Origin of the sequence: Henriciella sp. AS95, from assembly GCF_038900055.1 — a bacterium.
Taxonomy (GTDB): domain Bacteria; phylum Pseudomonadota; class Alphaproteobacteria; order Caulobacterales; family Hyphomonadaceae; genus Henriciella.
The window spans coordinates 3,139,597-3,152,303 of record NZ_JBBMQM010000001.1; the positions used below are offsets into that span (position 1 = coordinate 3,139,597).

Genomic DNA, 12,707 nt, shown 5'->3' on the forward strand with positions numbered 1-12,707 from the left:
TCTCTCTCGACTCCATTGGCCCAATTGTTATATTCAAATAACAAATGGATCAACCGGAAAACCCGATATGAATGTCTTGATTAGTGAGGTCGGCCCACGGGACGGCCTTCAGAATATATCTGCTATCATGCCTACAGAGGCCAAAAAAGCTTGGATTGATGCGGCTTTTTTGGCGGGCGTCAGCGAAATTGAAGTTGGAAGCTTCGTGCCCCCGCGCCTTCTTCCCCAACTGGCTGATACAGCTGAAATTGTTTCTTATGCAAGACGAATCAAAGGTTTGACCGTTGCGGCACTGGTTCCGAACAGGATGGGAGCAGAGAACGCCATAAAAGCGGGCGCGCACAAAATTACCCTGCCGCTCTCCTGCAGCGAATCTCACAGCAAAGCCAATCTGCGGCGCACCCATGCCGAGGTTCTGGAAGAGGCGCGCCAGATCGCCGCGCTTATATCCGACCTGCCAGAAAAAGAGCGCCCGCACTTTGAGGGCAGCCTTTCAACGGCCTTCGGCTGTACGCTGGAAGGCCATGTTCCCGAAGAAAAAGTGGTCGAACTTGGTATTGCATTGATGGAAGCTGGTTGCGACGAGGTCGGGCTCGCGGATACGACTGGCTATGCCAATCCCGCTTCGGTTCGCCGCCTCATCGAAAAGGTCTGGGCAGCTGTCGGCGAAGACGCGCTGACCGGAATTCACCTGCACAATACGCGCGGGCTTGGCCTGGCAAATGCCTACGCTGCCTTCGAAACGGGCCTTCGGACGTTCGACAGCTCGCTCGGCGGTCTCGGCGGCTGTCCCTTCGCGCCCGGCGCCAGTGGCAATCTCGTCACTGAAGACCTGGTCTATATGTTTGAAGCGATGGGCGTATCTACAGGCATCGACCTGGAAAAGCTGTTTGGCGTTCGCACACTTGTACAAGACGCCCTCAAGGACGACGACTTCTATGGCTTTACGCCGGAAGCCGGACTTCCCCTCAATTTCACCCCGGCTAAAGTTTCTGGGGTCACATCACGAACGATTGGAGCGAATTCATGAGCATCATCGGCACAAAAATGGTCTCGGACGGCCGCACGGCCAAGGAAATCTTCGAAGACGTCATCAGCAACCCCTCGCGAGCCAAATTCGGCTTTGGCGAGAAGCTCGCTATCGTCAATGTCGATATCCAGAACGCCTATACGCGGATCGACGAGTTCAAGACCGCTTATGAATCCGATCCTCGCCAGATCGAACATGTGAACACGATTTCCAACCTGGCGCGCGCCAAGGGCATGCCGGTCATCTGGACGCATGTAGCCTTCGCGGATGACGCCTCCGACGCAGGCATCTGGGGAACACGTTCGGACACGCCGGACTCCCTGCAAAACATCAAATATGGCAGCCGCCGGCACGCATTCGATGATCGTTGCGAAATCGACGAGAACGACATGATCTACACCAAGCGCATGCCGTCAGCCTTCTTCGAAACGCCGCTTCAAAGCCTGCTTGTCTGGCATAAGGTGGACACGCTGGTGATTACCGGCGGCAGCACGTCAGGATGCGTTCGCGCCACAGCCGTTGAGTCCCTGTCGCGCGGCTATCGCACGATCGTCCCGCTCGAAACCTGCGCCGACAAGCATGAAAGCTACCACTATGCGAACCTGACCGACCTGGCGCTCAAATATGCCGATGTCGAACCCGTCCAGACGGTCGTCGACTGGCTGGAGGCGCAGTAATGGAAGCCAAGGCTGATCCGGGGCTCTATTCCTATACGCCCTACAGAAATCGTCCGAAGATCGAATGGCCCGACGGCAAGACCGTCGCCGTTTGGGTGTCACCCAATCTGGAATTTTACGAACTGGACCCGCCGGCCAATCCGATCCGGAAGAGCTGGAAAACCCCGCATCCGGACGTGGTCGGCTATTCGCACCGCGACTATGCCAACCGCGTGGGCCACTGGCGCATGGCCGAGGTGATGGAACGCCACGGGTTCAAGGGCTCTGTCTCACTGTCGGTAGCGCTCTGCCAGCACATCCCGGAAGTCGTCGAGAATGCCAATCAGCTTGGATGGGAGTTCTTCAGCCACGGTATCTACAACACCCGCTATTCCTATGGCATGGACGAAGCTCAGGAACGCGCCATCATCGAGGATTCAATCCGCACGGTGAAGGAAGCGACGGGACAGGACATCAAGGGTTGGCTTGCCCCTGCCCTCACGCATACGCCGCGCACGCTGGACCTGATTGCAGAGTACGGACTCACCTATACCTGCGACCTCTATCATGATGACCAGCCAATGCCGGTCTCGGTGAAATCCGGTCAGCTCATCTCCATGCCCTACAGCCTGGAGGTCAACGACCATTATGGCTTCTTCATCTACAATATGAGCCCGCGCGAATACGCCGACACGCTGATCCGCCAGTATGAGCGGCTCGCCAAGGAAGGCGAAACGTCAGGCACGGTGATGTGCATCCCGCTGCACAGCTACCTTATCGCACAGGCGCATCGCATCGGTCCGTTCGAGGAGGTGCTTCGCCACATCGCCAATGACGGCCGGGCCTGGATTACCCGAAGCGGTGATATCGCCGAACATTATCTTGCCAATCATGCCGACCAGACTGGAGACGCCCGATGAGCCTCGATCCCTCCTATCTCGAATACCCCAAGCGCCAGCGTGGCATGGATCACGACCTGTATCCCTGGTCGAACATGTTCGAGCGGACACCCGTCACCTGGCCGGAAGGCAAAAAAGTGCTGACCTGGGTCGTGATTGATCTCGAATGGTTTCCAATCACGCCAAATGACAAGCCCTTCCGCGCCCCGGGCCACATGCAGACCGCCTATCCGGACTATCGCCATTACACCTCCCGTGACTATGGCAGCCGGATCGGCATCTATCGTTTGCTTGATGCTCTCAAAACTGTTGGCGCAAAAGCGTCAGTTGCAATGAATAGTGCAATTGCAGAGCGCTATCCTGAACTGGCAAAGACCATTGTCGCCGAGGGACATGAAATCATCGCCCACTCGACCGACATGAACGCGGCGGTGGCAACCGGCGTGGAGAAAGATGTCGAGAAGGCCTATATCGCGGACTCTCTGGCTGCCATCGAGAAGGTGACAGGCCAGCGCCCGCAAGGCTGGCTCTCGATTGCGCGCTCGCAATCCTTCAACACCCCTGCCCTGCTGGCTGAAGCAGGCCTCGCCTATATGTGCGACTGGGTGAATGACGAACTGCCCTACGCGATGAAGACGCCTGCCGGCGAAATCTACAACCTGCCACTCAATCACGAATTGTCGGATCGCCAGATCGTGAACGTCCAGCAGCACTCGGTGGATTCCTACGCCGAGCAGATCCAGGACGCCTGGACGTGGCTCAGCGGCGAGGCCGACCGCTTCGGTGGCAGAATGCTGCCGCTCAATATCACGCCATACATTATGGGGCTGCCATACCGGATGGATGCTTTCGAGAGATTGCTCGGCTGGCTGTCCTCGCAGCCTGACAATGGCTTTGCGACGGGCTCCGAAATTCTTGCGGCCGCCAAGTCATGACGGACACACGCCTCAAGGACAAACTCGCGGCCGGCGATTTCTTCGTCGTTCCAGGGATTCACGACATGATCGCCGCCGTCATGGCGGACAGGGTCGGCTTCGACATCGTGTACGGCAGCGGATACTGGCTGACCGCCTCCGGGCTCGGTCTGCCGGATGCTGGCCTTGTCAGCTACACCCAGATGCTGGACCGGATGTCGACCCTCAAGAAGACCAGCAAGGCCGCCCTGATCGCCGATGCCGATACCGGGTTTGGCGGCCTGCTCAATGTCGCCCACACCGTGAAGGGCTATGAAGCAGCCGGCGTTTCCGCCATCCAGATCGAAGATCAGGAATTCCCGAAGAAATGTGGTCACACGCCGTACAAGCGGCTGGTCCCGATCGAGGACATGGTGCGGAAGATCGAAGTCGCCGCCGATACGCGTGAGGACATGCTCATCATCGCACGCACCGATGCGCGCCAATCCGAAGGCATGGACGGTACGCTCCGGCGGATGGAGGCTTATGCGAAAGCAGGCGCCGACATCCTCTTTCCCGAAGCGCTGACCAGCGAAGAGGAGATGCGCAAGGCTTGCGAGGATCTCGACAAGCCTGTCATGGCAAATATGGCGAATGGCGGGCTCACGCCGATGCTGAAAGCTGATGTGCTTCGAGACATCGGATATGCCTTTTCGATCTATCCGTCCCTGACGAGCCTGATTGCTGCATCAGCCATAGAGACGGCCCTGATACGCCTTCGCGACGAAGGTGACGGCGAACCGGCGGACATGGACATGTTCGACTTCAAGACCTTCTGCGGCCTGATCGGCTTTGAGGAGGTCTGGGATTTCGAGAAAAAGTGGGCTGACTGACACGCCCCGACGCAACGCAAAAAAAAGCCCGGCCACTGCGGCCGGGCTTTTTCATATTAGCAAGTCCATCCGGGAGGAAAGGATGGGCCTGCGGGACACCTGGAGTTGGAGGAGAACAGGTGTCCCCGGGAGGAAGAACACGTCGGGCATTTGACGTATCCTTCCACAAAGCAGGGGAAGGTGTGTTGAGGGATGAGGTTTTCCCCCTGCTTAGTCTGCTGTGATGGGCATCCCCGCGACTCCTTTCCACCGCGGCTGTACCGGCGCCGGTAGATTCGTCTCTGCCTCGCAGCTGGCGCGCAGCTGCTCGACGGGAGGCCCATAATTGAAAAGTTCGAGGGCTGGACGCGACGCTTTCATGTCGTCGCGAAGCTTTGCGGTGGCGGCTTCGTCAACATTGCCAGCCTCATCGGCGACAACGCCATAAGCCTTCGCTCCGTCCACGGTGACCAGTCCCTGCAGGATCTCCTTGCCCACCAGGGCCGGATCACGCTCGAGCGGATCGCCCCAGCCTCCCCCGCCCCAGGTGATGAAATGCAGGACATCATCCGCCTCGACTTCGAGGTCTTCGGCCTTGTTGGCGATAACCGTTTTCGTGCCGTCGGGCTTTTCAAGGATCTTGCGGGCCCGCTTGCCGGGTTCGCCACCATTCACTCCCCAGGGCGGCACGAACCAGCGGTCATCGTGGATAGCGATATGCCCTGGCTCGAGAAAGCGGTAGGACATGATGATCCCGTTTCCGCCCCGATGAAGTCCAGCGCCGCCGCTGTCAGCGACGGTTTCATACCGCTCGATGACCATCGGGAAATAGCGCTCGAGGAACTCGTTCGGCACATTGGTAAAGCCCGGCCAGAGCGAGTGGCCATCTGGCCCATCGCCCAACGGACGCCCCGGAATGCCGCCGAACCCGATCTGGAAGAGCTGGAAGTACTCACCCTTCCGGTCGAAGCCCGAATAGAACAGGTGCGGCGAAGATGAAAAGCCGGCTGCGTTCAGGAATTCAGGTGTCTTCTGGCCGAGCAGTGCGCCCAGCACGTCGAAGATGCGGCCAAGGGCATGGGTGCGCCCAGAGAGGGCTGCAGGGAATTTCGGCTTGAGCAGCGACCCTTCCGGAATGCGCACATCGATCAGGTCGTAGAACCCGTCATTGAACAGGATCTGCGGATCGAACACCATGATCATGTAGATGCCGAAGAACATCCGCAGCATGTTCTCGTTCAGGAAGAAGTTGATCGAGGCCGGGCTCTGCGGGTCGGTGCCTGAGAAATCGAGCACGACCTTTTCGCCTTCGCGCCACATCGTGCACTTGATCTTGTAAGGACCAAAACCCATTCCGTCGTCGCAGATATAGTCCTCGAAAGAGACCGGATCGCTGCCGATCGAAGATGCGATGAGCGACTTCATGGCGCGGTAGTTGCGATCAAGAAGTTCTTCGCACGCAGAGACGAACACATCGTCCCCGAACCGCTCCGCCATTTCAACGACACGGTTCTTCGCCACGCGACAGGAAGCGATCAGCGCATTGAGGTCAGCGGCGCACCAGTCCGGCGTGCGGACCTGATGCATGATTAGCTTGAAGACGTCCTCATTGTACTGGCCCTGCTTGTAGAGCTTCACAGGCGGAATACGCACACCTTCCTGGAAGATGCTTGTCGCATCGATCGGCATCGATCCCGGCACCTTCCCGCCAATATCGGACTGGTGACCGAACATGGACGTGTAGGCGATGAGCCGGCCATCCTTGAAGACGGGCAGCAGCACCAGCCAGTCATTGGAGTGGCTGATGGCCCCGCCAACCGAATATGGGTCCGACAGCATGATGAGGTCGCCATCTTCGACTGTGCCTTCGTAGCCCTCAAGGAAGGGGCCGATATAGCTGCCGAACTGTCCGACGATCATCCGGCCCTTGTGGTCAGCGATCAGGGGAAACGCATCGCCCTGCTCGCGGATACCGGGCGACATCGCCGTTCGAACGAGCGTTGCGTCCATCTCGACGCGAGCATTGCGCAGCGCGTTCTCGATGATGTCCAGCGTGACCGGATCGATCTCGACCTTCTGGAAGGCGGCGTCATTTGTCTGGATGATATCTGCCATACGCTTAGTCCTTCAGGGTGATGAGAATATTGCCAACCGGGTCGACCAGGGCCTTGCAATCGGCTTCGACAAGGGTGGTCGAATCCATTTCGATAATGATTGCAGGTCCCGGGATCTTGTCTCCGGCGCGAAGCCGTGAACGGTCATAGATGACAGCAGGTACCATCTTGCCAGACATCCAGAGTTCATGATCACGGATCTTGGCGTCTGAGGGATCGCCATTGCCTTCCGGAAGTTTTGCGGCGGCAAGATCAGGAACCGGGCCGAGAGCAACGGCGCGAAGGTTCACGATCTCATGTTCGCTGTCCATGTTGAACGTGAAGAGTCGCCGATGTTCCTCATCAAAGCGACCGGTGAGCCAGCCAATCCCTTTGGCCCGCAAGTCTTCCAGCGAAACCTCAATCGGCACTTCGAAAGCCTGACCTGAGTAGCGCACATCGATCTCGAAGCTGACCGTGATGTCGTCTTCTTCCACGCCCTCTTCCATGAGTTCGCTTCGAGTGGACGCTGCCATCTCCTGGAGTATCCGGTCGATTTCGTCCTGCGACGTCGTTGATGCCAGCTGTGAGAAAGACCGCGCTGCTTCAGTCCGCATGCGTGTCGTCGCATCACCGAGGGCGCACAACACGCCGGGCGAGACCGGCGATATGGCCGGCCAGCTGCCCATCAGCTTCGCGACCGCATTAACGTGCAGCGGGCCTGCTCCGCCAAACCCCATCACGGCAAAGTCGCGCGGGTCGTAGCCTTGCTGCACAGAGATCATACGCAGGGCGCCGAACATGTTTTCGTTGACGATATCGATGATGCCGCGGGCTGCTTCGAACAGGTCGACTTTCAAGGCGTCAGCGACCGTCTGGACCGCCTTTTTAGCGCCTTCGCGGTCAAGGTTGAACGCGCCGCCAAGAAGCGCTTCGGGCAGATAGCCCAGCACGACATTGGCATCCGTCACTGTCGGTTGGGTACCACCCTTTCCGTAAGCGACCGGACCGGGTACCGCGCCGGCCGATTCCGGTCCGACCCGCAGGGCGCCGGTAAGCTCCGGAACATAGGCGATAGATCCGCCACCGGCCCCGACCGTTTTCACATCAAGCGCCGAGGCGCGCACCGACAGGTGGCCGACCTCGGTCGTACGCACACGGCGTGCCTCAAGGTTCTCGATCAGCGCCACGTCGGTGGACGTCCCGCCCACATCGAGCGTGAGAATGTTGCGGATGCCGGCATTCTTGCCGACCCAGATCGCACCGGTGACACCGCCCGCTGGCCCGGACATCAGCAGATTGACCGGATGCTCTTCTGCCTTCTGGGAAGACATCAGCCCGCCATCGGACCGCAACAGCGAGAGCCGGGCATTCATGCCGGACTTGATCAGGCTTTCGCGCAGATTGCGGACATAACGTCCAACGACCGGACGCACCGTCGCATTCGCAACCGTGGTCAGCGTCCGCTCATACTCCTGCATCTCTGGCAGAACCTGGTGGCTCAGCGAATAGGGAACGTCCCGCAGGACTTCCTCGATCAGCTCGCCAACGCGGGCTTCATGATCGCCATTCAGGTAAGCGTTCATCAGCGAGACCGTGATGGCCTCCACCTTGCGCGCCTTCAGCTTTTCGAGCTGGGCGCGAATGTCGTCCTCGTCGATCGGACGGATTTCATCGCCGGTCGCATTCATGCGTCCCTTGATCTCGAACGTATCCTCAAGCGCCGTCATCGGTTCGGGTTTCGGCCACACAATCCAGCCAGCGAGGCCGCCAGGCACGAAGCTGCGCGCAATCTGCATCATCTGGCGGTAGCCTTCGGTGACGATCAGACCGACCCGCGCGCCCTTGCCTTCCAGGACAGCATTGGTGGCAACCGTGGTGCCGTGCAAGAGGACATCGACCTCTGAAGGGTCGACGTCGGCATCCTTGCAGATCGCCTCGACGCCCGTGAGAATTCCCAGAGAGCTGTCTTCGGGCGTGGACGGGGTCTTGTGCCGCCAGAACCGTCCGTCTGCCTCGCTGAAGAGAAGAAGGTCGGTGAACGTGCCACCAACATCCACGCCTAATCGATATGCCATGCAATCTCCTTCTGCCTGCTGGCGTCCGGGAATGCGGCCTTGGCGCAGCCCCCGAAACGCTGTGCCGGCCCTTAACTCAAATCCACCACGACCTTGCCCATGGACTGGCCGGATAGCAGCCGCTCCACGGCGTCATAGACGCCTTCGAGCCCCCGAAAGCGGGGCTCATCAAATTCCACTTTCAGATCGCCTGCCGCAAAGCGGTCGAACATCCATGTGCGGGCATCGTCCCAATAATCCGTGAGCAGACCATTCATGAACCCGCGCACTGAGACCCCTTTGTAATAGATGCTGTTGGCGATACGGGGGCCCGTGACGATTTCGGGTTGCCCTTCAAGATCCTGAGCCGCGCCGCCGACGACCAACCGTCCGTGCACCGCCATGTTCGCCAGGAAAGCGTCGAAGATCTCGCCACTGACCGTATCCACGGCGACATCCAGCTTGTCCTTGTAGTCGGCCGCGAGCACGTCGCTCACCGACTGGCTGCGATAATCGATGACACGATCGGCACCGAGGCCGCGGACGAAATCACCTTTTTTCTCGCCACCGCAAACGGCCACGACATGGCAATCATGCAGCTTGGCCACTTGAATGAGGAGGTGGCCCAGACCGCCAGCCGCAGCTGACACAGCCACGGTTTCACCCGCTTTGAGCGCCCCGATATGGGTCATCGCCACATAGGCCGACACGCCAGTAGAGGCCAGGACCAGCCACTCAGGCCGCTCATCGGGCACTTTCACGAATTGGGAGGCCGGCGCGGTATTCCACTGCCGATAGCCTGATGGAAACCGGGTGGTTACCACCGGGTCGCCCACCGACAGATGATCCACGCCCTCACCGCAAGCCTCTACGACGCCCAGCGCCTCGACGCCGGTCAGCGTTGGCAAGGCAAGGGTCACATAATCGACAGCGTTTCGAGCGATCTGCGTATCGAAGATCCCGTTGATGCCGCAATAAAGGTTGCGAACCTTCACCTCTCCGGGGCCCGGTTCCTTGAGATCAAGCGATATGATCTCGCTACCGGCACGAAAGCTTCCGGCGATCCGTTGCAGCTGGATGGCTTGGTACGTACCACTCATGCCTGGCCGCCTTTGACCGGCAGACCCAGCACGCCAGGGTTCAGCGCGCCTTCCGGATCCATGACAGCCTTGACCGCTTCGAGCAGCTCGACAGACGCATCATCGCGGCTCTCGATATAAGGATAGGTCCGCCCGATCTGGAAATGGCCACAGCCATATTTTTGGAAAATGCCGAGCAGCGCAGCGCGCAGCGTCTTGACCAGAGCTGTTGCTTCAGGATTTTCAGGCCGCTGGGTCAGCCGTGCCGTATGCGATGCTTCCATTCCTTCTTCATGAATTTCACGCCAGCCCTGCGGCCAGAAGAAGACCGGCTCGATGATCAACGCATTGGTCGACATCGAGGTGAACAGGAAGCCCGGATGGACATCCTGCGCGCTCATCTCATCGGCATGCGCCGCATAGACCGACTGAATTTCCTTGAAGATTTCCGGAGCGTTCTTGAGGGAGCACACCCCATGGATCGGCACCCAGGCTTCGCCCGTCGGGCCGACCATGCTGTTGAGGGCTGGAAACGGCATGGAGCGGAGGATTTTCGCGATCGAATTCTCGATCTCCTTGCCGCCGAATGACGACACAATCCGGCGCGCTTCTTTCATGTCGGCATCGACCGCCGCCTCGGAGCGCCCCTCGCAGATCACGTGTAACGGATAGTCGTCCGGCTCCACGAAATTCCTGCCACTCATGGCAATCTTGGAAGCCGACATCAGTCCCTTGATGAGCGACTTCTCCTTGCTCACGACAGAGCCCAGTGTCTTCACATCGGCTGAAAGGCTGGCGCGCTTCAGACGGATTTTGGTCAGGCCTGGATCAAAGGCGCAAATCTCGCACGCCACGCCAGCCCGCGTCAGTTCCGCCATGGCCTTGAGCAGCTCCGGGCCGGAAGGGAAGGAAAACGAGGCCTGCGCCTCGACATCCGGCGCCGTCATCAGGCGCAGCGTGATCTCCGCCTTCACACCGAGCACGCCACAGTCGCCGCAGAACAAGCCGGTGATGTCGGGGCCGAAATGGCGGTAGAACGGCTCTTCACCCCCGACACCGCGGGCGCCCGTCCTGATCGTTTTTCCGGTGGCACCGACAATCGTCATGGCGATCACGCTCTCGCTTGATGTGCCATGATGGGCTGCACCGAACATCGCATTGAGCTGAGAGACCCCGCCGCCAATCGTGGACTTAAGTCCGGACATCGGCCCCCAGAAGGGTGTACGCAAACCGAGCGGCGCAAGCGCATCATTAAGCGCCTTCCAGGTTACCCCGGCTTCGACAGTGACCGTCATGTCCTCGCGGCTGACCGAGAGAATGCGGTTCATCCGCGCCATATCGAGCGAGATCGTTCCGGCATCTGAAGGAACATAGCCGCCGGTGTAGCTCATACCCGCTCCGCGCGGCGCCACTTTCGCACCGGCCTTGTGCGCAACCGCCATCACCGACTGCAACTCTTCAAGCGAGCTCGGCGAAACTACCAGATCGACAAGTTCACCTGCCGGCAGCCATATGTCTTGGCTGAACAGCTTGCGCGTCGCGTCGTCGCGCCTGACATTCGACGCACCGACTATGGATGTAAGCCTTTTGACAAGCGCCTCTTGAATGAGGCCCGTATCAGGTGTTGCGCTGTCAGCCATGTTGACTCCCGTCTGCTCAGGCGGCGAAGACGCCTTATTTGTATTATATGTATGACATATGTTTCCGGAGACGCAAGTCCACCGTCTGGAAGAAATCGCTTCAGCCTGCTTGTTGTGCAATTCTGGCAGCGCCCTGCCCGGCAATCGATCCAAGCGTCACCGCCGTTGTCAGCCCCATGGCTGGCAAATATCCCCATGAGGAGGGCCCTGAAACCGACCGCGCCGAGCCGCCACCGGCAAAAAGATTGGTAAATGGACGACCGTCACTGCGCAGGACACGCGCCTGATCATCAATCTCCAGCCCCCCTTGGGTATGGTAAAGGGCGCCCGTTACCCGAATGAAGTAATATCCACCACGAGGCGCGTGACTGCCTTGCCATGAGCGGCCAAGCCGGTCTTCTTCGCCTCGTCTGGCCGCTTGCCTGATTTCGCGGAGCGAAGCCTGCAGCGCTGATGCAGGCAAGCCCGTCATCTCTGCCAGGCGGGTCATATTGGGCGCCTGGCGTGCCAGTCCCGCCTGCTTCAGCGCGCGCACCTCGGGAATGTGTTCACATTGGCGGTAGATGGACTGGTCGAAAATGAGAAAGCCGACCCCGTCAGGCTGTTCGGAAAGGGGCAGCACCATACCGGCAATATCCTCAGACTCATCGGTAAACCGCTCACCCTTCGTATTGAGGATCACGCCGCCCTCAATCAACGTATTGGGCGGAACAGTCATGCCACCGGGTTCGGCCAGCATGGCGTATCCCTGATAGCTGCCCATATCGCCAACAGCCGCGCCGAGTTTTTCGCCAAGGATGATGGCATCTCCCTCGCTGCTCTCATGTCCGTAATAGCGGAAGGCGGCGGTCTCCGGCATGTATTTTCCGGTCATCTCGCGGTTCGCGCCATACCCACCGCAAGCCAGCACGACCGCGTCGCAACCGATCGTCATCAGGGCCCCGTCGCCGCCCTGGATCCGCGCAGCGTTGACCCGGCCGTCACTATTCTCAATCAGATCGACGAGGCGCGTGTCGAACAGCACATCGATACCGAGATCACTCAGCCGGCGATGCAGCCACTGCACCATGTCCGACCCCGAATGGTCATGCCACCCATGGATGCGCGCGCGGGAATTGCCATAGGATGGCTTGAACCGGGTATCGATTGTCCAGGGAAAATCATGTGCATCGTGAAGCCACTCCAGCACTGGCGCTGACTGGTCGGCAAGAAGACGCGCAATGACCGGGTTGGCCATGCCACGCGACTTTTTCATGATGTCCTCAAAGAAGACGTCCGGCGAATCCTCAATGCCTTCAGCGGCCTGGAAGCGCGTCCCGGCGGCACAAAGCAGGCCCTGAGACATTGCCGTTGATCCGGTCGGATGCGGGTCCCGCTCGATAAGCAGAGGCTCTAGCCCGGCATCGTGCGCCGCCAGCGCGGCCACAGCACCGCAGGCCCCGCCCCCCGCGATCAGGACAGGGACTGAATACTCTGCCTGCTCCATGC

Annotated in this window: 10 protein-coding genes; 5 read left to right on the plus strand and 5 right to left on the minus strand. The window is 59.5% G+C overall.

All coding sequences use genetic code 11. From position 1 onward, the window contains the following. Window positions 1-67: 67 nt before the first annotated feature. Genes WNY37_RS15105 through WNY37_RS15125 form a run of 5 tightly spaced genes read left to right on the plus strand, consistent with a single transcriptional unit; the run spans window position 68 to window position 4,371 of the window. Window positions 68-1,030, plus strand: coding sequence for a hydroxymethylglutaryl-CoA lyase (locus WNY37_RS15105; protein ID WP_342974227.1), 963 nt, complete (start codon window positions 68-70; stop codon window positions 1,028-1,030). Then, window positions 1,027-1,707, plus strand: a complete 681-nt coding sequence (locus WNY37_RS15110; RefSeq protein ID WP_342974228.1) for an isochorismatase family protein — start codon at window positions 1,027-1,029, stop codon at window positions 1,705-1,707. The genes WNY37_RS15105 and WNY37_RS15110 overlap by 4 nt, the downstream gene beginning before the upstream one ends. Beyond that, window positions 1,707-2,606 carry a polysaccharide deacetylase family protein gene (locus WNY37_RS15115; RefSeq protein WP_342974229.1) on the plus strand — a complete coding sequence of 300 codons (900 nt, stop codon included), beginning with the start codon at window positions 1,707-1,709 and terminating at the stop codon, window positions 2,604-2,606. Before WNY37_RS15110 ends, WNY37_RS15115 begins: the two co-directional genes overlap by 1 nt. Then, window positions 2,603-3,520, plus strand: coding sequence for a polysaccharide deacetylase family protein (locus tag WNY37_RS15120; protein WP_342974230.1), 918 nt, complete (start codon window positions 2,603-2,605; stop codon window positions 3,518-3,520). The genes WNY37_RS15115 and WNY37_RS15120 overlap by 4 nt, the downstream gene beginning before the upstream one ends. Further along, entirely contained in the window at window positions 3,517-4,371 is an 855-nt protein-coding gene (locus WNY37_RS15125; RefSeq protein ID WP_342974231.1) for an isocitrate lyase/PEP mutase family protein, read from the plus strand. Before WNY37_RS15120 ends, WNY37_RS15125 begins: the two co-directional genes overlap by 4 nt. Window positions 4,372-4,581: 210 nt before the next feature. On the opposite strand, the gene WNY37_RS15130 is transcribed toward WNY37_RS15125, so the two are convergent. From WNY37_RS15130 to WNY37_RS15150, 5 genes are all read right to left on the minus strand, one after another. Beyond that, window positions 4,582-6,465, minus strand: coding sequence for a hydantoinase B/oxoprolinase family protein (locus WNY37_RS15130; RefSeq protein WP_342974232.1), 1,884 nt, complete (start codon window positions 6,463-6,465; stop codon window positions 4,582-4,584). 4 nt (window positions 6,466-6,469) lie between these two features. Continuing rightward, complete coding sequence (locus tag WNY37_RS15135) at window positions 6,470-8,521, minus strand: hydantoinase/oxoprolinase family protein (RefSeq protein ID WP_342974233.1); 2,052 nt, start codon at window positions 8,519-8,521, stop codon at window positions 6,470-6,472. Between the two features lie 71 nt (window positions 8,522-8,592). Continuing rightward, on the minus strand, window positions 8,593-9,600 hold the full coding sequence (locus WNY37_RS15140; protein WP_342974234.1) for a zinc-binding dehydrogenase: 1,008 nt from the start codon (window positions 9,598-9,600) through the stop codon (window positions 8,593-8,595). Continuing rightward, the gene (locus tag WNY37_RS15145) at window positions 9,597-11,219 is read right to left on the minus strand and encodes an FAD-binding oxidoreductase (RefSeq protein ID WP_342974235.1); all 1,623 of its coding nucleotides are present in this window, start codon (window positions 11,217-11,219) and stop codon (window positions 9,597-9,599) included. Before WNY37_RS15145 ends, WNY37_RS15140 begins: the two co-directional genes overlap by 4 nt. A 100-nt stretch (window positions 11,220-11,319) precedes the next feature. Continuing rightward, entirely contained in the window at window positions 11,320-12,705 is a 1,386-nt protein-coding gene (locus WNY37_RS15150) for an FAD-dependent oxidoreductase (protein ID WP_342974236.1), read from the minus strand. Between the last annotated feature and the right edge of the window lie 2 nt (window positions 12,706-12,707).